The organism is Rhodanobacter sp. UC4448_H15 (assembly GCF_052978265.1).
On record NZ_CM129665.1, the window covers coordinates 2,230,226 to 2,251,423 of the forward strand.

Sequence of the window (21,198 nt, forward strand, 5' to 3'; positions counted from 1 at the left end):
GGGCCATTCCGGCCTGATTCCCTGGTCACGCCCGGACCGGTGTGCTCGTTGACCGGTCATTGCCTCGTCCACAGGACTCAACACCATGACACGCGACAACAGACAGAAACCGCGGCAGCCATACCAGCACCATCAGCGCGGCGTCTCCGGCCGTGCCAGTCGCGACGCCTCCCGTCAGGACACCGCGAGCATGGGCGGACTGAGTTCCGACGACGGTTACGACTGGTTGCAGCGGGTCGGCCGCACGAGAGCGACCCGGACAATGGGCAGCGCCTGAGGGTTGCCTCTCGCCAACGCCGCAAGGTCGGCGAGGGTGAAGGTCCGCCAGCCACAATGGGCGCCCGGCGCTAGATGCCGTTCTTTCGCGAGCGTGTGCCCGGCACAGAGTCGACCGAGATCGACAAGAGCACGTGCCGATAGCGTGTGGAGGTCGATGCCTCGATGATGTATTCTATATTTTACATAATATACATTATGCGAAATTAAAGATAGAAGGCGACAGCCTCCACGGCAACCGTCCTCCAGCGGCGCATCGACCCTCTCCGCCGCTGCCTCGCCAGGTGCCAATCAGCTTCTTCCGGACGTTGGAAGAGCCATCGCCTTCAAAGGACATCGTTCTTGCCTGGTCGAGGTGTTCGACCTGGGTCATGCGCAGTTGTGCGCGTACTCCGTTGTCGGCGATGTTCTCGCTCAATCCGGTTCCGGCGGTTTGGACGGGATGAACGGCGAGACAGGATCGCTGGCCGGAAAGGTTTCCTCCAGTGCCTCGTCCTGGTTCTCGCTTTCCTTCTTCTTGCGTTGCCGCCGCGTTTCGGGAGTCTCCGGTGGCTCCCTGTCGTTCTTGCGCCCGGGATGTTGCCGGTCTTTGCGGTCGTGGGTTGCCATGCCTGCTGCTCGTGTGTGGAGGGAACGATGGCAGCCTGCGTTTTGCCGGGTGAAGCCTCGGTGGGGCCGGCGTGCACGCGCGGTCGCGGGCCCCGCTGCCGATGGCCGGATCAGGCCCGATTCGCTGCGATGGCGTGATGATGGCCGGGCCTTCGCGGGACACCGGATTCACGCCTGGGATGGAATGCTCGCCACTCCCTCCCCCGCCAGAACCGGAGCGCCCCGTGGATGCCATCCAACTGCTGAAAGCCGATCACAAGAAGGTCAAGGAACTGCTCGCCGAGCTTGCGAAAACGACCACCCGCGCCGCGAAGACGCGCAGCGAGCTGCTCGCACAAATCCGCGTCGACCTGGAGGTCCATACCACGATCGAGGAAGAGATCTTCTATCCCGCCTTCAGGAAGGCCGGTACGAAGGACGATGCAGAGGGTCGGCAGGGATTCGCCCAAAAACCGGCAATTGCGCTCGTAACCCCTCTTGATCCTTCGATTTCCTAAATTGGCGGCTTGATGCGCCATGACCGATCGTCATTCCGACTCGGATGGCTCGCTGACGGGCTCCTTGGATTTGAGCTCGCCCAAGAATTCCTCGATCGCGGTCAGACGCGCCTCGCGCCGCCGCTGATCTTCGATATCTGCCAGACGCGCATGGCGCTCGGCCGCCAGCTCCGCGACGTAGCGTTCGACATCGGCGCGGAGTTGGTCACGTTCGTTCGTGACCTGGGCGCACTTCTGCTCCAGGGTTTCAGCCTCTTTTTTGAGCCGCGGCACGTCTTTGGCTGTCCGTGCCGCCTGCTCGTACTCCCTGCGCAAGGTCCGTAGTGCGTTTTCGCTGTGACCATGTAGTTCGGTGAGTCGTGCGTTGTCGCGATTGAGCTGCATGACCTCGTGATTCTTAGTGGATACAAGTTCATTGGCTTGGCGAAGTTCGATCTGCAAAGTCTGCACCTGGTGATCGTGGCGCCGTGCTTCGGCCTCCCGCTGCTCCTTGGCTGACTGCCTGAAATGCTCCAGCGCCTCCCGTGCCTGCTGGTGCTTCCCCTCCAGCGACTGGGCATGGGCGACCTGTTCGGCCAGCCGCGCCTCCAGGCCGATGGCCCGCTCTTCTAGGGTGCTGATCGCGATGGCGCGTTCGTGCAGTTGCCCCCGCGACTCCTCATGGGCGCGCTTTTCCTCCTGCAGGGCGGTCTCCGTCCGCTGTAGGCGATCGCTCAGCGCCCGACCCTCGCGTTCCTGATGGCCCAGCGCTTCGGCAGCCTTCTGAGCGGCGGCGTCGAACTTGGTTTTGGCCTCGGCGATCCGAGTGTCGGCCTCCTCGGCAAGGCGTCTTGAGAGTTGGGCGACCAAGGTGCGCAGCGAATCGCTGATAACGATGTCGGAGGTCGACGCCGTCGCTACCTCCGCTTCCAGCTCCTTGAGGTAACGGTGGATGGTGGTCTTTGAGCCGGTGTTGCCCAGGGCCACACGGACGGCGTCCACGGACGGGTGCTTGCCCTGCGCGATGAGGCTATCGCGCGCCTTCTGGACTTCGGTCTTGTACAAGCCCGCACGCGCCATACCCGTGCTCTCCCCTTTTTAACGTACTGTGTTACATACCATGTAATTACATTACAAACAACAGCAAGCATTCAGCTAGAGGCGGCGCGAATATGAAATGGGATAATGTTGAATTATGCCGCCTAGCGACTTCCGGACTGGTCGCAGCCGCCAGAATAGATACGAAACGGCCCGCCGCTTTCCCGTCGGGAATAGCCAGCGACGTTGGTCGTCACCCGTTGGCCGCGCTGTCGTTTGTCAGATTGACGACGCCTTTGCCAAGGGTCGCCATTGCCGCGCCGTAGTCTTGGTGTCGCACGGGACAGTTAAGACGACATATCATCAAGCCATCGTCACGCTTGAAGCTGGATCATCGGAATAATTGATGGCGCCCGCACGCGCGCAACTGGGAAACGCTCAGCGGCGCTTAGATGAACCGCTGCCGGAGTCCACGCATGATCTACGAAAAGCCGACCTCGAAACCGACAGAAGAGGCCTTCGAAGCTGTGCAGGAAAGCATCCGAAGGCATGGCTTCGGGCTGCTGCACCACTACGACTTCCGTCGCACCCTGGCTGACAAAGGCTACACGCTTGAGAATGACTGCCTCGTGCTGGAAGTCTGCAATCCCGGCCAGGCGGCGCAGGTGCTGGGGATGGACATGACACTCAACCTGGTCCTTCCATGCCGGCTCTCCATCTACCAGAAGGATGGCCGCACGTGCATCGGCATGGTTCCCCCGACGGATCTGTTGTCGTTGGTATCGAACGACCAGGCGGTGGCCTCGGCCGCGCGCGAGGTGGAGCAGACCATGCGCGCCATCATCGATGAGGCGGTTTGACACGCCCGCGGGCTTGTCCGTCAATCAGTGAACCGACTGGCGATCGTCGAGCGCAGCCAGCAAAGCGTACTTCTCGCGGTCGATCTCCGCGCGAGTGCGAATGCCTAGTCGGCGCAACACCGGCAATGGCGGGCACCAGCCCTGCAAGCCATGCTGCAGAAGGAACGGCAACACGATGCCGGTCAGCCAGAGCCACCGGCGGTCAACCGTCACGCCGAGCACGAGGCCGGACAGTGCCAGAGTGGAGGCATTGACCTCCAGAACGCGCTCGACATCCCACTCGGCATCCAGGGCCTGTATGCGGCCCGTAATCTGTGCGCGATCCAGCTGCCTGTAGCGGTGGATGTTGGCTTCAGTCTGCCGGTCGATCTCGCGATTGATGTCCGCGGATGTGGAGCGGCGAACGCGGTCCGCGTCGCTCCTGCTCGATGCTGCGGAAACGGTCGAATCATTCATAGTGGGCACCTCGCGCGCGTGACGGCGCAATAGTCGCACCTGGGCCATCAACAGCCCCGTGAGAAGGTCCGCCCTGTGCCAGCGCGCCTCACCCCTGCGGGCTGTGGGCGATCTTCGCGCAGTATTCGCGCAGGTGCTCGGGCAAATCCTGCGGGCACACTCCGCATTGCCGGTTGCCGGGGACGGCGTGGTCGATGAACTTTGGGTAAGGCAGGTTGAGCCCGGCCATGATCGCCCGGAACTCGTCCAGTGTTCGGTCACCGCCCAGGCGCGGATTGCGGCTCTGCTCCTGCGCTACCGAGGAAACGTAGCGGCCCTGGTAGTCGTGCGCGGGGTAGACCAGCGTCTCGCCCGGCAGCACGAACAGCTTCTCGCGCACGCTGCGGAACAAGGCGTCGGCGTCGCCGTTCTGGAAATCGGTGCGGCCACAGCCGTCGATCAGCAACGCATCGCCGGTGAACACGCGGTCAGCCAGGCGGTAGGCAAAATGGCCGTCCGTGTGCCCGGGTGTGTGCAGCGGTTGAAGTGGCACGCTGCCGACTTCGAACGGACGTCCCTCCTCGATTCCTGCATCGGCACATGGCAGGCGGTCGAACGCAGGCGCTGCGATGCGGCTGCCCACGCGCTGCTTGAGCTCGCGTGCCGCGGTGATGTGGTCGGCGTGGATGTGCGTGTCTATCGTCCATGCCAGGGTCAGAACCAAACGCTGTATCTCGGCCAAGTCGCGTTCGATCATCGTGACGACCGGGTCGATCAACACCGCCTGGCCGGTGTCCTCACAGCCAAGCAGGTAGGTGTAGGTACTGGAGAGCGGTTCGAACAACTGACGGAACAGCATGATAGCCTCCTGCGCGCTCTCAGGCATGCAACGACTTGTAGAGCATGAAGATGGCCACCACGACGATCACCGCGGCGAAGATCAGGTTGAGCGCCCCGCGCGTCTTCGCCAACCGTCGGGCGCCCAGCGCACCCAGCCAGCCACCGACGATGCCGCCGCCGATGAACTCGGTCGCCACGCGCCAATCGACCAGGCCGGAGGCGGCATAGTTGAAGGTGGTGGTCAGCCCGAAGGCGCCCACCGAGAACAACGACGTGCCGATTGCGTTGATGATCTCCATGCCGCTGGCGAACATCAGCCCCGGTACGATCAGGAAGCCGCCGCCGATGCCGAAGAATCCCGACAGACCGCCAGCGCCGAGGCCCACAGCGCCCAGACGCGGATAGACGTGCGGCAGCGGGTAGCGATCCACCTCGCCGTTACGCCGTCCGCGCAACATCAGGCCGGCGACCACCAGCATGAGCAGTGCGAACAGCACCAGCAGGTGCTGCCCGTTGATCGCCTTGCCCAGGCTCGATCCCAGGTAAGCGCCGACCACGCCGGTCGCTGCAAACATGAAGGCCGCCTTCCAGCGGACGTGTCCGGCGCGCGCATGAGGTACCAGGTTGGCGAAGGCATTCACCGCCACCGCCAGCGCGCTGGTACCGATCGCCACGTGCGGGTCGTGCACGCCGACCACATAGAGCACCAGCGGCGTGGCCAGAATCGAGCCGCCACCGCCGATCAGCGCCAGCGAAAAGCCGACCAGAGAGCCACACACGATGGCCAGCAAGGCCTGGGTCAGAAGAACGGGTTCCATGGACACTCCAGATGGCTCAATCCTGCGGCATGCAGAAAAGCTCGAACAAAGTTGTCATGAGCGTACGCGCGCGCTCGTCGCTGATGCGGTAGTAGATCGATTGAGCCTCGCGACGTCCGTTGACGATGCGGTCGCGTCGCAGCAGCGCCAGGTGCTGCGAGACGACGCTCTGGGAGAGCTTTAGCACCTGCGCAAGCTCGCCGACCGAACGCTCGCCTTCCACCAGCTGGCAGAGCAGCAGCAGCCGATTGTGGCTGGCTATGCCCTTGAGCAACGCAATCGCCTCCTCGGAGTGGCGGTGCATCGCTTCGGACGAAAGCACTTCCGCGGGACGTGGCAAGGCGCGCTTACGCTGTGAGCCCGGCGCTGCAACGGGACGGCCGGATTTCATGAGTGTCTCATGCGGGTCCGTCCACCATCTCCGGCTTGGCAAGCCACTCGTGGCCGCGCACCACCATGTGGAAGTACACCGGCGGCAGAATGTTGGCTTTCAGCAGCCAGGCCAGTCGGCTGGCCTTGGTGGGATCAAGCGGAAAACTGGGCATCAACTTGCCTCCGTAGCCGAACTCGGCAAGCACCACTCGGCCCTTCTCGACCGTCAGTGGACAGGCACCATAGCCGTCATAGACGGCGTGCCGGTGGCGGCCATGCAGACTGGCGAGCAGGTTTTCGGCCACGACCGGGGCCTGTTTGCGCACGGCCGCCAGAGTCTTGGCGTTGGGTGCGGAGCAGACATCACCAAGGCTGAAAATGTTCGCGTAGCGGGGATGTCTCAGCGTCTGCGGATCCACCGCCAGCCAGCCGGCTTCATCAGCGAGCGGGCTGGAGCGCACGAAGTCCGGCGCAGTCTGCGGTGGCACGACATGCAACATGTCGAAATCCACCGCATGGCGCGTGGTGCCGCCGGCGGTATCCTTGTCTTCGAACCAAGCCTTGCGCGCTGCGCCATCGACCGCAAACAGGTTGGAATTGAAGCAGAGCTGGGCTTGGTATTTGCGCACGTACTCCATCAATGGCGGCACGAATTCCTTGACCCCGAACAGCACGGCGCCGGCACTGCGGAACTGAACCTCGATGGCAGCGGTGCGGCCGTTGCGGAACCAGTGATCACACGAGAGGTACATCGCCTTCTGCGGCGCGCCGGCGCGCTTGATCGGCATCGGCGGCTGGGTGAACAGCGCGCGACCGCTGGCCAACTCGCGAACGAGTTTCCATGTGTAGGGCGCCAGGTCGAATCGATAGTTGGATGTCACGCCGTTTCGCCCGAGCGTCTCGGCCAGACCCTCGATCTGCTCCCAGCGCAGGACCAGACCCGGCGCGACGATCAGATACCGGTAGCCCAGCCGGGCGCCGTCGGCCAGCACCACCGCATTGCGGTCGGGCTCGAACGCGGCAACGGCACCCTTGTGCCATTTCACGCCGGCGGGGATGATCTGGGCGGTCGCCACCTCGGTACGCGCCGTATCGAACAAGCCGGCCCCGACCAGCGTCCAGGCGGGCTGGTAGTAGTGCTTTTCGCTCGGCTCGACGATGGTGATGCTCAAGGAGGGATCGCGCCGGCGCAGGCTGGCGGCAACCGCGCAGCCTGCCGATCCACCGCCGACGATCAAGACATCCACGGTTCGGCCCGGCGACCCTTGCACTGCCTCCGATCCGCCACTCGCTGAGCGTTCCAGACGCGGTTTCAGCGACGTCAGGTCGTACCCGCAGCGGTTGGCCGTGGCCAGGATCTCCGCCGCGCCCTGCCCCTGGCGCGCGGCACCCAGCGCCCACAAGGTGATCGAGCGCGTGCCGGTGCGGCAGAAGGCGAGCAGCGGTCCGCTGGCCTCCTCGAGCACCTCGGCGAACTCGGCCGCCTGCTCATCACGCAGCTGACCTGAAACCACGGGAATGTGCCGGTAGGTCAGGCCTGCCTCCGCAGCGGCCTGGGCGATCATCGCGCTGGTCGGCTGGTCCGGGGCCTCGCCGTCCGGGCGATTGTTGATGATGCCGGTGAAACCCTGACCGGCGAGCGTGCCGACGTCGGCCACTTCGATCTGTGCCGACACGCTCAGGTGTTCCGAAACCTTCTTGGTCGCCATGATTTGCTCCTCGGAAGTGGCCCGCGACAGGCCGCGGGCGGTCAGGTCGCCGCGACGGCCCGGTGATTACAACGCGTCCAGCGGAATCTTCAGATAGCGCACGCCATTGTCCTCCGCCGGCGGCAGGTGGCCGGCGCGCATGTTCACCTGCACCGATGGCAGCATCAGCCGGGGCATCGACAGGGCCGCATCGCGTTCCGAGCGCAGCCGCACGAACTGATCCTCGTCGATCTCCTCGCGCACGTGGATGTTGTGGCGGCGCTGCTTGCCCACGGTCGTCTCGTGCGCGAACTGCTCGCGCCCGGACGCCTTGTAGTCGTGGCACAGGAAGACGCGCGTCGCGTCCGGCAGCGCGAAGATGCGCCGAATCGAGCGGTACAGCGTGCGCGCGTCGCCGCCAGGAAAGTCGCAACGCGCGGTGCCGTAGTCGGGCATGAACAGCGTGTCGCCAACGAAAGCGGCATTGCCGATCACGTGGGTCATGCATGCGGGCGTGTGGCCAGGTGTGTGCAGCGCGACCGCCTCGATGCCGCCCACGCGGTAGCGTTCGCCGTCGGCGAACAGATGGTCGAACTGGCTGCCGTCACCTTGGAAATCGGTGCCCGCGTTGAACAGCTTGCCGAAAGTCTTCTGCACGGCGCGGATGTGCTCGCCGATGCCGAGCTTTCCACCCAGACGCGCCTGCACGTAGGGCGCGGCGGACAGATGATCGGCATGCACGTGGGTATCTATCACCCACTCGGTTTCCAGCCCTTGCGCCTGCACGAAAGCAATCAGCTTGTCAGCCGAACCGTGGCGGGTACGACCGGAGACCGGGTCGAAGTCCAGTACGGCATCGAGGATAGCTGCCTTGCGCGTGGCCGGATCCCACGCGACATAACTGAAGGTGTTGGTCGCCTCGTCGAAGAACGCCTGGACCTCGGGGTGTTGTTGCATGGGACGTTCCTCAAACAAAGACATCAGGACCGAGCCGGCAGCAGCCGCGCCACCAACAGCCAGCCAGCGACCATGCAGGCCACGAACAGCAGCAGTCCCGGCGCACCCGCGGTGAGCGACGCCAGCGCCGGACCGGGACAGTAACCGGCGAGCCCCCAGCCCACACCGAACATGGCCGCGCCGCCAAGCAGGCGACGGTCCAGTGTGCGGGCCGTCGGGAGCTGGAAGGTGGCATCAAGCCATGGTTGCGGCCGGGTCAGCACCAAGCGGTACCCGAGCGCCGTGGTCAGCACGGCGCCGCCCATGACGAAGGCCAGTTGCGGATTCCAGTGGCCGAATACATCCAGAAAGCCGAGCACGATTTCCGGGCGGGTCATCCCGCCCAGCACCAGCCCAATGCCGAACAGCAGGCCAGCAACGAGTGCAACCAATACCTTCATGTCAGAGCCCTCCAAGCAGGTGACGCACCACGGTTACCGTGCCGATGCCGAGCACCATGAAGGTGGCGGTAGCTGCCAGAGAACGCGGCGAAAAGCGGGCGATGCCACAGACGCCATGCCCACTGGTGCAGCCGCTGCCGAGGCGCGTGCCGACGCCGACCAGAATGCCCGCCAGGGCCATCCACGGCCACCCCACCTGCGGCATCCCCACGCCGCTGTCGCCGCGCAGCAGCCCCAGCAACGGCGCCGCCAGCACCAGGCCCAGCACAAACGCGAGCCGCCACGGCCAGTCGCCGATGCGCTGGGTCACCAGCCCGCCGGCAATGCCGCTGATGCCGGCAATGCGGCCCAACGCGCCCATCATCAGCACGGCCGCCAGGCCGATCAGGATGCCGCCGACGGCGGCGAGGAGCCAAGGATGCATACAACCACCTATTCGTATATTCGCATCTACGAATATAAACCGGGCAAGCTTGCGGTGCAAACGCTGCGGACCCCGGCCCGCCGGAGATCCTCCGGGGCTCACTTGCGGCTTTCTAAGGGCCCTGACGCTTCAGCGAGGCCAGCCATTCCACGCCTGCCGAGCATGCCCGTGTGCGGGAATTGCCAGGTGCTGACCGTCAACTCGGCGGCATGGCGCAGGTGTGCCTGCCGGAGGTGGGCACTTGAACGAACCAGCCTGCGTAGGGGGCTCTCAGGGCTGGCGACCCGAAAAGTGCGTCCGCTAGCCCGCAGCCGGCCAGCTCGACCAAGATCAAACCGAAGGCTAGGAACGCCATGTCCGGGCCAGTTGATGAGGGTGCCTGCGCATGTGGTGCACGCCTATGACCTGGTGGTCTGCCAGTCCCTCCACCATTGATGATGCCCCGGCACGCGCGAGCAGCAAACCTGCCGGAGCGCCTCGGTCATCCGGAGTAGAGCATGTACAGAATGAATACCGGCGCACTCGTATGATGGCGCGCCTCAAGGAATACCCCCCAAGTAACCGCGCGATGGTCAATGGTTGGGCCGAGGAACACACATGACAACAGGGCAAAGCCATCGGTCGTACGAAACGACACACCACGCGAGCACATGCCGCGTATAGATCGCTAGCGTTGGTGGATCGCCCGTAGCCGGCCATCGTGCAATAAACGACTGCGGGATCACATGGAAGTGTCCACAATGCGCCACGTCTTTCCCCGGAGTGAAGCATGTTGACCGCCGAGTTCCTCTCGCGCCTGCAGTTCGCGTGGGTAATGTCTTTCCACATCCTGTTCCCCGCCTTCAGCATCGGTACGGCGGCGTGGCTCGCTTTCATCGAAGCCGTGTGGCTGGTCAAGCGCACCGACCTGTGGCGCGACCTGTATTTCTTCTGGCTCAAGATCTTCGCCGTCGCTTTCGGCATGGGCGTGGTCTCGGGCATCGTGATGAGTTTCCAGTTCGGCACCAACTGGGCCGGCTTCTCGATCGTCGCCGGCAACGTGGTAGGGCCGCTCCTCAATTACGAAGTGCTCACCGCGTTCTTCCTGGAGGCGACGTTCCTTGGCGTGATGCTGTTCGGTTGGAAAAAGGTCAGTGACCGCATGCATTTCCTGGCCACCTGCATGGTCGCGCTGGGCACGCTGCTTTCGGCGTTCTGGATCATGTCGGCCAACAGCTGGATGCAGACGCCAGCCGGCTACGAAATCCGCGACGGCGTGTTCTACCCGGCCGACTGGTGGCGGGTGATCTTCAACCCCTCTTTCCTGGTGCGCCTGCCGCACATGGTGCTGGCGGCATTCATCTCGACGGCGATGGTGGTGGGCGGGGCTTCGGCCGTCTATCTGCTGCAGGGGCGTTTCGTCGATCGCGCCGGGAAGACGCTCAAGCTCGCGCTGGCGTTCCTTGCCATCGTGATCCCTCTGCAGATCATGATCGGCGACATGGCCGGGCAGAAGGTGCGCGAATACCAGCCGACCAAGCTGGCCGCGATCGAGGCGCGCTGGGACACCGAAAGCAATGTGCCGCTGACCTTGTTTGCCTGGCCCGACGAGCAGGCGCAGACCAACCACTACGCGCTCGACGTGCCCCACTTGGGCAGCCTGATCCTGACCCACTCGTGGAACGGAGAGGTCAAGGGCCTGAAGGATTTCCCACGGGATGAGCGCCCGCCGGTGGCGATTCCGTTCTTTTCGTTCCGTGTCATGGTAGGGCTCGGCCTGGCCATGTTCGCGCTCGCCCTGATCGGGCTGTGGCGCTGGAAGCGCGGCACGCTGTTGTCCGGCCGGTGGTACCTGAAAGCCTGGGTGGTGATGATCCCGTCCGGCTTCGTTGCACTGCTGACTGGCTGGTGGGTCGCCGAAGTCGGGCGTCAGCCGTGGGTGGTGCAGGGCTTGGTGCGCACCGCGCAAGCGGTGAGCAAAGTGCCAGCCGGCAGCGTGCTCGCCTCTCTCATCACCTTTGTGGTGGTCTATCTCGGCATCTTCGGCGCAGGCCTTTGGTATCTGCTCAAGCTGTTTCGCGACGGTCCGCTACCGGCGCCGCAGCGCGACCAGACGGCCACGCCGGTGCACGGCAGCCACCTTCGTACACCCTCGCGCCCGCTATCGGCGCCCGACGATCCGATGGGAGATTGAGGATGGACTGGGCAACTGTGCTTCCCGTGGTCTGGTACTTCATCATCGGCTTTGCGGTGATGATGTATGTGCTGCTCGACGGCTTCGTACTGGGGCTGGGCATCCTGTTGCCGTTCGCCGATGACGAACACCAGCGCGACCACATGATGAATACCGCCGCGCCGATCTGGGACGGCAACGAGACCTGGCTGGTACTCGGCGGCGCGGGTTTGATGGCGAGCTTTCCCAAGGCCTACGCTGCAGTGCTCTCGGCGCTATACCTGCCGATGCTGGTCATGCTGATCGCGCTGATCTTCCGCGGCGTGGCGTTCGAGTTCCGCTTCAAGGCGCATACCTCGCGCTGGCTGTGGGGCGTGGCTTTCAGCGTCGGCTCGGTGCTCACCGCGTTCGCGCAGGGGCTGATCCTGGGCGCGCTGGTCGAGGGCATGCCGCTCACCGGCGGCAAGTATATCCAGGGCACATTCGGCTGGTTCAGCCCGTTCGCAGTGATGACCGGCGTGGCGGTGGTGTTCGGCTATGCGCTGCTCGGCGCGACCTGGTTGATCCTCAAGACCGAAGGACGGCTGCAGCGCGTCGCGTTCGATCTCACCCGGCCGCTGATGCTGGCGGTGATCGGCTTCATGCTGATCGTGAGCGCATGGTTGCCGTTCCTCGATTCGCACTTGATGGCACGCTGGTTCACCGGGACGCATTTCCTCTACCTTTTGCCGATCCCGATGCTGACTTTGCTCAATGCAGCGTGGCTGTGGCGGGCGGTGCTGCAGGATCGCGAGGTACAGCCGTTCTTGCTCGCTTTGTGCTTCTTCGTGCTGGGCTTCGTCGGCCTGGTGGTGGGCATGTGGCCGAACATTGTGCCGCCGAGCATGACCATCTGGCAGGCCGCCTCGCCGCCGTCGTCGCAGGGTTTCGTGCTGGTCGGCGCGATGGTGCTGATTCCGGCGGTACTCGCTTATACCGTGTATTCGTATCGGGTATTTCGCGGCAAGGTGCAGGCAGACGAGGGCTACCATTGAGGCACCCGCCTTCACCACCAGACTGCGCAAAACGATGCACCACTGTTGCCGTCTCTGAAGTCACGCGCCGTTGCGAAGCAAGAGGCCTGCAGCGCACGGTGAGGTGACAGAACGCTTGCATTGCCAGTATGTACAGCGGACAGAAAATCTCGCCAGCAGCCAACGCCGGCCATTCCTGACACGTGTTCGCACGCTGCAGGGAATGTTTTGAACGATCGAATGTGGATCCAGCGGGCCTCGACCAGGAGACGCATTGGCCAACTCGCTACGGCAAATCTTTCCTCCTTTACCTCAGGCTCACGATCCGCGCGTTTAGATTGTCCATAGCGGTTGATTCCGATACGTCTACCGTAGCGATGAGGTGCGGCGCTGACCCGGCATGACTGCATGTGATGCGTTCCACCCGCTTTGCCATTTGCAAAAACGCAGTAATGGCCACGCAGGAGGCTCCACGGCCCCAAGGGTCGATGCGCCACGTGTGTCGCTTCTCACGTCGCCGCCAACGGCGCCATTCAAGCCGCCATGAGGATGCCAACATGGAACTGATCGAACTGGGAGGTATTGCCGTCGCGACGCTCTGGGACAAGCCCACGGGAAGCTGGCAGTACGTGGTGGTCGACCGTGCCACCAGCAAGGCGGCGATCATCGACCCCGTGCTCGACTTCGATCCGGCCGCAGCGACTACGGCGACCAACAATGCCGACCAGATCCTGCGCTTCGTGAAGGAGCAGCGCCTCCAGGTCGACTGGATCCTGGACACCCATCCGCATGCCGACCATTTCTCCGCAGCCCCCTACCTGGCCGGAAAGCTGCAGGCTCCCACCGCCATCGGCGCGCGCGTGGTCGAGGTGCAGAAGCTGTGGCGCGACATCTACTGCCTGGACGATTTCCCGGTGGACGGATCGCAGTGGGACCGGTTGTTTGCTGATGGTGATGTGTTCAGCGTGGGTGACACGCAGGTGCGGGTGCTGTTCTCACCCGGCCACACGCTGGCGTCGGTCAGCTACGTGACCGAGCGCGCGGCGTTCGTGCACGACACGTTGATGATGCCGGATGCAGGCACCTCGCGTGCCGACTTTCCCGGTGGCGATGCAGACCAGTTGTTCGATTCCATCCAGGCGCTGCTGGCCCTGCCGAGGGACACGGAACTTTTCGTGGGCCATGACTATGCACCGCACGGCCGTGACGCGCAGTGCCATGCGACGGTATCGAAGCATCGCGATGACAATATCCACGTCGGAGGCGACCGCGGCCGCGAGGCGTTTGTGGATCTACGCAGGAAGCGCGATGCCACACTGCCCCTGCCCAAGCTGATGCTCGCGGCGCTGCAAGTGAACATCCGCGGCGGCCGCCTGCCCGCAGCCGCTCCGTGCGGTCGCTCTTTCCTGCGGATCCCCCTAAATTACTTTGCTTCGACATCGTCGGAGTAATGTTTTACCCATGCCGTCCGCAACCTGGCAGCGACCGCGGATTTGCAACCATCGCATGTTTTCAGTAATACATCGATCCATATGGCAACCAGCCGGCTGTCTGTAGGGCCGCCACCGCTAGAGTCGTTTCGGGAAGGTTCCAATGAGCTGGACGATCGGCCTGTTTCTGGTCATCAGTTTCGTGATCTCGCTGATCGCGCTTGCTGCCTTCATCTGGGCGATCAGCAACCGTCAAATGAAAGTCGACCAGGCGCATGCCTACACGGTCTTCGGCAAGGGCGAGGCCGGAGGCATGGACGACCCGACGATCGATACGCCGAACGAGCAAGTGGCGCAGCACGAGCATCGCGATGCCGCGCATGCGGGCGAGGACGCCTCGTCACGCCGTGCCGTCACCCTGCTGCTTGCCAGCGCGGTGATCTGGCTGGTGCTGGGCTCGGTGTTCGGCGTGATTGCCTCACTCAAGATGCACCTGCCCGACTGGCTGGACGGTGCCGGCGCGCTGACCTTCGGCCGCATACGCACGTTGCACTTGAACTCGGTCATCTACGGCTGGCTGTCACTGGGCGGACTGGGCGTGGCGATGTGGATCATCCCGCGCATCTTCCACACACGTCTGCGCTCGCCGCGGCTGCCGATCTACGGCGCGTGGATCTGGAACATCGCGCTGGCGGCCGGACTGGCCGGAATAGCGGCCGGCTTCACCGACGGCGAGGAATGGCTGGAGATCCCCTGGCAGGTCGATATCTTCATCGCGATCGGCGCCGCGCTGTTCGCGGTACCGCTGTTCCGCACCATGCGCGCGCGCAACGTGCGCCACATATACGTGACCGGCTGGTACTTCATCGCCGCGCTGGGCTGGTTTCCGATGCTGTTCGTGATCGCCAACATTCCGGAGATCTACTCCGGTGCGCAGGAGGCCACGGTGAACTGGTGGTTCGCGCACAACGTGCTGGGTTTGTGGCTCACGCCACTCGGGCTGGGCGCGGCGTACTACTTCATCCCCAAGATCATCGGCAAGCCGATCTATTCGTACACGCTGTCGCTGCTGGGCTTCTGGGCGCTGGCGCTGTTCTACAGCCAGATCGGCATCCATCATCTCGTCGGCGGCCCGGTGCCGACGTGGCTGGTGACGCTCTCGATCGTGCAGAGCATGATGATGATCGTGTCGGTCGTCGCGGTGGCGATCAATCACCACGTCACGGTGGCGCGCAACCTGTGGGCGCTGCGCGACTCCACCCCCTTGCGCTTTGTCTGGCTCGGCGCGCTCTCGTACACGATCGTCTCGCTGCAGGGTTCCACCGAAGCGCTGCGCCCGGTGCAGACGGTGGTGCACTTCACCCAGTACACCATCGCGCATGCGCATCTGGGCGTCTACGGGTTCGTCTCGCTGGTGCTGTTCGGCAGCATCTACCACATCATGCCGCGCATGATCGGCGCGCAGTGGCCGTATCCGCGCCTGATCCCGGTGCATTTCTGGCTCACCATCGTCGGCTTCGCCATCTACTTCACGGCGCTCACCATCGGCGGCATCGAACAGGGCTATGCCATGATCGATGCCAGTCGGCCGTTCGCGGACAGCGTCATCCTGCTCAGGCCGTACCTGATCTCGCGCTCGGTCGGCGGCTCGCTGATGACGCTCGGACACCTGGTGTTCGCGCTCAACTTTTTCGTGCTGCTGGCGCGTTCCCGACTGCATGCGCCGGGCCAGACCATGCCGGTCGCCGCGCAGGCCGCGCCATGATCACCATGAACAAGGTCCTGCCGATCGCCCTGCTGTCGCTGGCGTTGCTGGTATTCGCCACCGTGCTGCTGCTCGTCCTGCCCGCGGTGCAGATCCGCAGCAAGCCACCCACGCCCGGCCTGCGCGACTACACCGCCACCGAGTTGCGCGGGCGGGCGGTGTACGTGCGCGAGGGCTGCGTCTACTGCCATAGCCAGCAGCCGCGCTCGCCTGACCAGGCGCCCGACGTCGAACGCGGCTGGGGCCGCGCGTCGGTGGCCTCGGACTACATGTTCGACAAGCCGCACTTGCTGGGCACCATGCGCACCGGGCCGGATCTGCTGAACATCGGCGCGCGCATGCCGAGCGCCGCGTGGCAACTGACCCACCTCTACCAGCCGCGGTCGATCTCCCCGTGGAGCATCATGCCGGCCTATCGTTACCTGTTCAAAGTCAAGTCACGACTCGCGCCTGGCGATGTGGCTGTATGGGTACCCAAAGCCTACCGGCCGCGGGAAGGCACGGTGGTGGCGACGCGCGATGCGCAGGATCTGGTGGCCTACCTGCTGAGCCTCGACCGCACCTATCCCGCGCCCGTCGATGGCGTACGCGACGATGGCTATGCCACCCAGGGAGGTGCCCGGTGAAAGATCGCAAGCAGCGCCCGCGGCGCCTTCCCGAGGATGAACTTTTCGAACCCTACGAGGAGTCCCGGCGCGTTCCGTTGCCGGTGTACTGGATCGCCATCGCGCTGGCGCTCTGGGGCGTGGCGATGCTCTACGACGCCGGCAAGTCGGTGCAGATCGGGCAGACCCAGCGGCTGCAGCGCAACCTCGCCGAAAAGACCGAAAACCGCCCGGCCCACCAGCCCGGCCTCACCTTGTTCCAGGAGCGCTGCGCCACCTGCCACCAGGTCGACGGCGCCGGGCTGAAGGGTGCGGTGCCGCCACTCGACGGCTCGCCTTTCGTCACCGAAGATCCGCGCATGATCGCCAGGATCCTGCTGCACGGCATCCATGGGCCGATTCGCGTTGCCGGCGAGGACTACAACGGGCACATGCCCGATTTCGCCAGTGTGCTCTCCGACACAGAGATCGCCGAGATTGGCACCTACATACGGCAAGCCTGGTCGAACAAGGCCGGACCGTTGAACGTGTCCGATGTCACCGCCGCCCGGCGTCAGGGCGGCCCCTCCGAACCATGGAGCGGGGGCGCGGCGCTGGTGGCGGTGTCGGATCATCCGGCTGCCTACGAAGCGCAGCCAGCCTCGACGCAGGCAGCGGTCACGCTCGCCGGCACCGACACCGCCGGCGCCCTACTGGCCTCGGCCGCGCGCGGCGGGCGCTGGTCGTGCGCGTCCTGCCATGGGGCCACCGGCGGCGGCACGCTCAACATCCCGCGCCTGGCCGGACTCGACTCGGCCTACATCGAGCGCCAGCTGCTCGATTTCCGCAGCGGTCGGCGCCCCAACGAGATCATGGCGATAGTGGCCCGCTCGCTTGCCCCGCAAGACATACCTGTCCTTGCCCGCTACTACGCCCAGCTGTCGCCCGGCTCGACCGCCCGTCCGGATCTCGGCGGCCGGATTTCGCGCGGCCAGCAGCTCGCCCTCGCCGGTGACAGCTCACGCGAGCTCCCTGCATGTTTCTCCTGCCACGGTTCGTCCGGCTTCGGGGTCGGGATCTTCCCCGCGCTCGCGGCCCAGCACCCGGCCTACACCGTGACCCAGCTCAATGCCTTCGCCGACGGCCAGCGCAGCAACGACCCCTCCGCGCTGATGCGCCACATTGCGGTCAAGCTGGATGCGCTCGATCGCAAGGCCGTCTCCGACTATCTCAGTACGCTGCCACCCGTGCCGTCGCGCCAGGTGCAGGCCTCGACAGGAGAATGACCATGGAGCACCCATCCGAACCCACCCGCCGACGCGTCGAAGGCAACGAAAGCCGGGACGATCAACGTGCAGGGCATGGCACCCGGCGTGCGATCTACGCCGTCATCGGCGGGATCGTGCTGTTTGCCGCGGTGGTCGTGTTCGGCAACATCGAGGTACCCGGACTGCATCACAGCCGGCAAGCCCGGGACCGCGGGCCCGAGGCGAGCGGTAGCGCACCGGCGCCGGCCACCGCCGGCAAGAAAACCCCGCCCGCCTTCAATCCGCCGCCCGAAAGCAGCATCCCTTCCGGCCCAGGAGGTGATGCGGTCCGCCGCGGCATGCAGATCTTCGTCAACACGCGCACCCACGCCGGCCAGTACGTCGGTAATGAGCTCTCCTGCAGCAACTGCCACCTCGACGCCGGCCGCCGCGCCGATTCGGCCCCGATGTGGTCGGCCTGGGTCAGCTACCCGATGTACCGCTCCAAGAACAAGCAGATCAACACGATGGAGGATCGCGTCAAGGGTTGCTTCACCTATTCGATGAATGCGCAGGATTCGACCTCGGGTGGTCCGCCCAAGGCGGGCGACCAGGTCTACAAGGACCTGCAGGCGTACATGCACTGGCTGGCGACCGGCGCGCCGACCAACACCAAACTGGCTGGCGGCGGCTATCCCAAGCTGAAGAAGACCGCACAGGGCTATTCGCCCGAGCGCGGACAAACGGTGTTCCAGACCTATTGCGCGACCTGCCACGGCGGCGACGGCCAGGGCCAGCACGACATCAACGGGCGGGTGGTGTTTCCGCCGCTGTGGGGGCCGCACAGCTACAACTGGGGCGCCGGCATGGCCAGCATCAACAATGCCGCCGGCTTCATCAAGGCCAACATGCCACTGGGGCAGCACGACCGCCTGACCGACCAGCAGGCGTGGGACGTCGCCGCCTACATCGACAGCCACGAACGCCCCAAGGATCCACGCCAGACCGGCGCCGTGGCGGAAGCGGCCAAGCAGTACCACAGTGGCGGCAACACGTATTACGGCCAGGTGGTCAATGGCCAGCTGATCGGGGTGGGCACACCGCCCCCGCCCACGCGCAAACCGTAGCGGTGTCACACGGCGAGGCAGATTCCATGACCAGGGCAGCTCGCTTATGAATCGCGCGTCCGCCCTGCAGCGGCCGGTCAGCTATCGCTACCGGCTGGAGAACCTGCATTGCGCCGCCTGCGAAAAAAGGCTGCGTACCGCCTTCGCCGGGGACACCCGGGTCAGCGCGGTGGACGTCGACCTCTCCGCCCGCAGCGTCGTGCTGCAGGCGCTCGAGCCCGGCCTCGGCCAAGCGCTGCTTGCCTCACTGGCAGCGGCCGGCTTCACCGCCACGCCCGACGCCCGAGCGGCGGACAGCGATGGCGACCACGGCAGCGACGACTAGCGTGGCCGGCGGCCAGCCCGCGGCGGCTGCGCCAGCCGGGAACCTGAGCGAGCCGCAGCAACCCGGGCACTCCGCCCCAGACAGCGGCGTCGAGCGCCAGGTGCTGGTGGTCGAAGGCATGTTCTGTGCCTCCTGCGCGGCGGCCGTGGAAGCGCTACTTGCACGCCAGCCCGGCGTCCGGGCCGCTGCCGCCCACTTCGCCGCAGACGCCGTCGTGGTGGAGTGGCATCCCGGCCAGACCAGCCTGACGACCCTGCGCAAGGCCGTCGCCAGGCTGGGCTACGGGACACGCACCCTGGACGAGCCGGCCGACCGCGCCAGGCAGATCCATCTGCGGCTGGGCGAGCGCCTGGCGGTAGCCGTCTTTTTCGGCATGTGGAGCATGCTCGCTGCCGGTGAGCTGTACTTCGCCGCATCCGACCGGTCGACCGGCTACCTGCTGGCGATCGGCTCGGGAGCGTTCGCGATGCCCGCGCTGCTGTGGTCGGGCTGGCCGTTCTATCTCGCCGGGTGGCGCACGCTGCGCGCGGGCGCGCCCGGCCTGGACAGCCTGATCATGCTGGGGGTCGCCCTGGCGGTGCTGCTATCGCTGCTCAGCCTGCTGGACGGGCGCAGCCAGGTCTTCTTCGACTCCGCGCTGATGCTGGTAACGTTCCAGCTGATCGCCCGCCTGGTCGACCGCCGCCTGCGCACCAATGCGGCCGAACGCGTACGCGGATTGCTCGGCACCGGGGACCAACTGGCCCGGCGCGTCATCGCCGGCGCGGAAGAGCGGGTGCCGGCGAGCCAGCTGCGCCCGGCCGATCGCGTGCGGCTGGAAGCCGGCGATGCGGTGGTCGTGGACGGACCGATCGTCGATGGCACGCTCTGGGTCGACCGTTCCCGCCTCACCGGGGAATCGGTGCCGGTCGAGCTCGGCGCGGAGGCCCGCCTGTGGGCCGGCGACCAGGTGATCGACGGCAGCGCCGAGATGACCGCGCAGGCGCTGCCCGGTGCCCGGCGGATCGATGCATTGGCCAGCCAGGTGCGCCGGGTGCTGACAGAAAAGCCCGCGTGGCAGCGCAAGGTCGATGCCCTGGCGCGCTACCTGATCCCGTGGTCGGCAGGCGCGGCCGCTCTGGGCGCCGGCGTCGCCCTGCTGGAAGGAGCAACCGGGTTCGACGCCGCGGCGCGGGGCTTGTCGGTGTTCGTGATCGGCTGTCCGTGCGCGCTGTCGCTGGCGGTCCCGCTGATGGCCAGCCGCGCCGTGGCCCATGCCTCGCGCCTAGGCGCCTTGCTGCGCGACACCGATCTGATCCAGCACTTCCGGCTGCCCGACATCGTCTTCCTCGACAAGACCGGCACGCTCACCCAGGGCCAACCGGCCGTCGTCGGTATCCATCCGGCCCCCGGCATCGACGAGCGCACGCTGCGCCGCTGGGCCGCCACGGCGGCAGCCGGTTCGTCCCATCCACTGGCCCGCGCGCTCGCCGCGCTGGATGCGGGCGATGCGGTGCGTCCCACGGGGCGGACCCGGGAAGTGGCCGGCGCGGGACTGATCTGGAACGCCGAAGGCGAGGAACTTCGCCTCGGCCGGCGCAGCTGGCTCATCGCCCAGCACATTGCCGTTCCCGAGGAGGGCAATCGGCGCACGGTATCGCATCTGGTGCGAAATGGCCGCTGGGTCGGCGCGTTCGAGTTTGCCGACCCGCTACGCGAACGGGTCGGGGCCGCTGTCGACCGGCTGCGCGCGCTCGGCTGCGAACTGGTGATCCTCAGCGGCGACCGCGACCTCGCGGTGGCCGAAGTGGCCGGGCCGCTGGCGCTGCCTTACCGCGCCGGCATCAGTCCCGAGGGCAAGCTCGAATGCATCGAAGCCGCGCGTGCACGAAACCGCTATGTCGCGTTCTGCGGCGATGGCATCAACGACGGTCCCGCGCTGGCCGCGGCCGACCTGGGGGTGGCCGTCAGCGGAGCCAGTCCGGCCGCGCAATCGGCCGCCGCGCTGACCCTCATGCAGGGTGGCCTGGAGCAGCTTCCACGCGTCTTCGCGCTGCTGCGCAAGAGCTCGCGCGTAATCCGCCAGAACCTGATCCTGGCCGTCGCCTACAATGCGGCAGCCCTCCCGCTGGCCATCGCAGGCTACGTGCATCCACTGGTCGCAGCGACCGTCATGAGCCTGAGCTCGGTGACCGTGCTGCTCAATACCGCGCGGCTGCGTCTGTAGCGACGTCGCCCGTGGTCGCACACCTTCGTGGCCTGTCCGCGAGAGCGGAAAGGAAGCTGTGGGACGGGCGGGCCCGCAACCGCTTGCTGCGAGCCTGGGAAGCGGACCCGCCACGT

Annotated in this window: 21 protein-coding genes; 11 read left to right on the plus strand and 10 right to left on the minus strand. The window is 65.5% G+C overall.

What is annotated here, in order from left to right; translation table 11 throughout:
• Positions 1–690 precede the first annotated feature (690 nt).
• The gene (locus tag ACVCMI_RS10030; protein ID WP_395118438.1) at positions 691–885 is read right to left on the minus strand and encodes a hypothetical protein; all 195 of its coding nucleotides are present in this window, start codon (positions 883–885) and stop codon (positions 691–693) included.
• Positions 886–1,109: 224 nt separating this feature from the next.
• Between ACVCMI_RS10030 and ACVCMI_RS10035 the strand changes: the two genes are divergently transcribed.
• Positions 1,110–1,382, plus strand: coding sequence for a hemerythrin domain-containing protein (locus ACVCMI_RS10035; RefSeq protein ID WP_447098936.1), 273 nt, complete (start codon positions 1,110–1,112; stop codon positions 1,380–1,382).
• Between the two features lie 30 nt (positions 1,383–1,412).
• Here the strand turns inward: ACVCMI_RS10035 and ACVCMI_RS10040 are convergent, their stop codons facing one another.
• Positions 1,413–2,426: a DNA-binding protein gene (locus tag ACVCMI_RS10040; RefSeq protein ID WP_447098935.1), complete on the minus strand. Its 1,014-nt coding sequence runs from the start codon at positions 2,424–2,426 to the stop codon at positions 1,413–1,415.
• A 449-nt stretch (positions 2,427–2,875) separates the two neighbouring features.
• Here ACVCMI_RS10040 and ACVCMI_RS10045 point away from each other — a divergent pair, with 449 nt between their 5' ends.
• Positions 2,876–3,259: a DUF302 domain-containing protein gene (locus tag ACVCMI_RS10045; protein WP_447098934.1), complete on the plus strand. Its 384-nt coding sequence runs from the start codon at positions 2,876–2,878 to the stop codon at positions 3,257–3,259.
• 24 nt (positions 3,260–3,283) lie between these two features.
• Here the strand turns inward: ACVCMI_RS10045 and ACVCMI_RS10050 are convergent, their stop codons facing one another.
• The 8 genes from ACVCMI_RS10050 to ACVCMI_RS10085 all read right to left on the minus strand — a co-directional run bounded on the left by ACVCMI_RS10050 (position 3,284) and on the right by ACVCMI_RS10085 (position 9,233).
• Positions 3,284–3,715, minus strand: a complete 432-nt coding sequence (locus ACVCMI_RS10050) for a YgaP family membrane protein (protein WP_447098933.1) — start codon at positions 3,713–3,715, stop codon at positions 3,284–3,286.
• 88 nt (positions 3,716–3,803) lie between these two features.
• A complete protein-coding gene (locus ACVCMI_RS10055) occupies positions 3,804–4,553 on the minus strand; it encodes an MBL fold metallo-hydrolase (RefSeq protein ID WP_447098932.1) in 750 nt (249 codons plus the stop codon).
• Between the two features lie 19 nt (positions 4,554–4,572).
• Entirely contained in the window at positions 4,573–5,352 is a 780-nt protein-coding gene (locus tag ACVCMI_RS10060) for a sulfite exporter TauE/SafE family protein (RefSeq protein WP_447098931.1), read from the minus strand.
• 16 nt (positions 5,353–5,368) lie between these two features.
• Positions 5,369–5,743, minus strand: coding sequence for an ArsR/SmtB family transcription factor (locus ACVCMI_RS10065; RefSeq protein WP_447098930.1), 375 nt, complete (start codon positions 5,741–5,743; stop codon positions 5,369–5,371).
• Positions 5,744–5,750: 7 nt separating this feature from the next.
• Entirely contained in the window at positions 5,751–7,433 is a 1,683-nt protein-coding gene (locus ACVCMI_RS10070) for a TIGR01244 family sulfur transferase (protein WP_447098929.1), read from the minus strand.
• 66 nt (positions 7,434–7,499) lie between these two features.
• On the minus strand, positions 7,500–8,369 hold the full coding sequence (locus tag ACVCMI_RS10075) for an MBL fold metallo-hydrolase (protein ID WP_447098928.1): 870 nt from the start codon (positions 8,367–8,369) through the stop codon (positions 7,500–7,502).
• A gap of 23 nt (positions 8,370–8,392) precedes the next feature.
• Positions 8,393–8,809 (minus strand): DUF6691 family protein, encoded by a 417-nt coding sequence (locus ACVCMI_RS10080; protein ID WP_447098927.1) that lies wholly within the window; start codon positions 8,807–8,809, stop codon positions 8,393–8,395.
• Between the two features lies 1 nt (position 8,810).
• The gene (locus ACVCMI_RS10085; protein ID WP_447098926.1) at positions 8,811–9,233 is read right to left on the minus strand and encodes a YeeE/YedE family protein; all 423 of its coding nucleotides are present in this window, start codon (positions 9,231–9,233) and stop codon (positions 8,811–8,813) included.
• A 772-nt stretch (positions 9,234–10,005) separates the two neighbouring features.
• Between ACVCMI_RS10085 and ACVCMI_RS10090 the strand changes: the two genes are divergently transcribed.
• From ACVCMI_RS10090 to ACVCMI_RS10130, 9 genes are all read left to right on the plus strand, one after another.
• Positions 10,006–11,406: a cytochrome ubiquinol oxidase subunit I gene (locus ACVCMI_RS10090; protein WP_447099454.1), complete on the plus strand. Its 1,401-nt coding sequence runs from the start codon at positions 10,006–10,008 to the stop codon at positions 11,404–11,406.
• Positions 11,407–11,408: 2 nt separating this feature from the next.
• Positions 11,409–12,419: a cytochrome d ubiquinol oxidase subunit II gene (gene cydB / locus ACVCMI_RS10095; RefSeq protein WP_447098925.1), complete on the plus strand. Its 1,011-nt coding sequence runs from the start codon at positions 11,409–11,411 to the stop codon at positions 12,417–12,419.
• Positions 12,420–12,955: 536 nt separating this feature from the next.
• Complete coding sequence (locus tag ACVCMI_RS10100; protein WP_447098924.1) at positions 12,956–13,849, plus strand: MBL fold metallo-hydrolase; 894 nt, start codon at positions 12,956–12,958, stop codon at positions 13,847–13,849.
• 142 nt (positions 13,850–13,991) lie between these two features.
• Positions 13,992–15,593 carry a cbb3-type cytochrome c oxidase subunit I gene (locus tag ACVCMI_RS10105; RefSeq protein WP_447098923.1) on the plus strand — a complete coding sequence of 534 codons (1,602 nt, stop codon included), beginning with the start codon at positions 13,992–13,994 and terminating at the stop codon, positions 15,591–15,593.
• Positions 15,594–15,598: 5 nt separating this feature from the next.
• Positions 15,599–16,219 (plus strand): cbb3-type cytochrome c oxidase subunit II, encoded by a 621-nt coding sequence (locus ACVCMI_RS10110; RefSeq protein WP_447098922.1) that lies wholly within the window; start codon positions 15,599–15,601, stop codon positions 16,217–16,219.
• Positions 16,216–17,463 (plus strand): c-type cytochrome, encoded by a 1,248-nt coding sequence (locus tag ACVCMI_RS10115; protein ID WP_447098921.1) that lies wholly within the window; start codon positions 16,216–16,218, stop codon positions 17,461–17,463. Before ACVCMI_RS10110 ends, ACVCMI_RS10115 begins: the two co-directional genes overlap by 4 nt.
• Positions 17,464–17,465: 2 nt before the next feature.
• Positions 17,466–18,551, plus strand: a complete 1,086-nt coding sequence (locus ACVCMI_RS10120; protein WP_447098920.1) for a c-type cytochrome — start codon at positions 17,466–17,468, stop codon at positions 18,549–18,551.
• Between the two features lie 46 nt (positions 18,552–18,597).
• Entirely contained in the window at positions 18,598–18,876 is a 279-nt protein-coding gene (locus ACVCMI_RS10125; RefSeq protein WP_447098919.1) for a heavy-metal-associated domain-containing protein, read from the plus strand.
• Positions 18,851–21,082, plus strand: a complete 2,232-nt coding sequence (locus ACVCMI_RS10130; RefSeq protein ID WP_447098918.1) for a heavy metal translocating P-type ATPase — start codon at positions 18,851–18,853, stop codon at positions 21,080–21,082. Before ACVCMI_RS10125 ends, ACVCMI_RS10130 begins: the two co-directional genes overlap by 26 nt.
• Positions 21,083–21,198 lie beyond the last annotated feature (116 nt).

Excerpts from the sequence above, each read along its gene's own strand:
- ACVCMI_RS10030 (WP_395118438.1), bottom strand. The coding sequence starts at position 885 with ATGGCAACCCACGACCGCAAAGACCGGCAACATCCCGGGCGCAAGAAC.
- ACVCMI_RS10045 (WP_447098934.1), top strand. The coding sequence starts at position 2,876 with ATGATCTACGAAAAGCCGACCTCGAAACCGACAGAAGAGGCCTTCGAA.
- ACVCMI_RS10050 (WP_447098933.1), bottom strand. The coding sequence starts at position 3,715 with ATGAATGATTCGACCGTTTCCGCAGCATCGAGCAGGAGCGACGCGGAC.
- ACVCMI_RS10055 (WP_447098932.1), bottom strand. The coding sequence starts at position 4,553 with ATGCTGTTCCGTCAGTTGTTCGAACCGCTCTCCAGTACCTACACCTAC.
- ACVCMI_RS10060 (WP_447098931.1), bottom strand. The coding sequence starts at position 5,352 with ATGGAACCCGTTCTTCTGACCCAGGCCTTGCTGGCCATCGTGTGTGGC.
- ACVCMI_RS10065 (WP_447098930.1), bottom strand. The coding sequence starts at position 5,743 with ATGAAATCCGGCCGTCCCGTTGCAGCGCCGGGCTCACAGCGTAAGCGC.
- ACVCMI_RS10070 (WP_447098929.1), bottom strand. The coding sequence starts at position 7,433 with ATGGCGACCAAGAAGGTTTCGGAACACCTGAGCGTGTCGGCACAGATC.
- ACVCMI_RS10075 (WP_447098928.1), bottom strand. The coding sequence starts at position 8,369 with ATGCAACAACACCCCGAGGTCCAGGCGTTCTTCGACGAGGCGACCAAC.
- ACVCMI_RS10080 (WP_447098927.1), bottom strand. The coding sequence starts at position 8,809 with ATGAAGGTATTGGTTGCACTCGTTGCTGGCCTGCTGTTCGGCATTGGG.
- ACVCMI_RS10085 (WP_447098926.1), bottom strand. The coding sequence starts at position 9,233 with ATGCATCCTTGGCTCCTCGCCGCCGTCGGCGGCATCCTGATCGGCCTG.
- cydB (WP_447098925.1), top strand. The coding sequence starts at position 11,409 with ATGGACTGGGCAACTGTGCTTCCCGTGGTCTGGTACTTCATCATCGGC.
- ACVCMI_RS10100 (WP_447098924.1), top strand. The coding sequence starts at position 12,956 with ATGGAACTGATCGAACTGGGAGGTATTGCCGTCGCGACGCTCTGGGAC.
- ACVCMI_RS10105 (WP_447098923.1), top strand. The coding sequence starts at position 13,992 with ATGAGCTGGACGATCGGCCTGTTTCTGGTCATCAGTTTCGTGATCTCG.
- ACVCMI_RS10110 (WP_447098922.1), top strand. The coding sequence starts at position 15,599 with ATGAACAAGGTCCTGCCGATCGCCCTGCTGTCGCTGGCGTTGCTGGTA.
- ACVCMI_RS10120 (WP_447098920.1), top strand. The coding sequence starts at position 17,466 with ATGGAGCACCCATCCGAACCCACCCGCCGACGCGTCGAAGGCAACGAA.
- ACVCMI_RS10125 (WP_447098919.1), top strand. The coding sequence starts at position 18,598 with ATGAATCGCGCGTCCGCCCTGCAGCGGCCGGTCAGCTATCGCTACCGG.
- ACVCMI_RS10130 (WP_447098918.1), top strand. The coding sequence starts at position 18,851 with ATGGCGACCACGGCAGCGACGACTAGCGTGGCCGGCGGCCAGCCCGCG.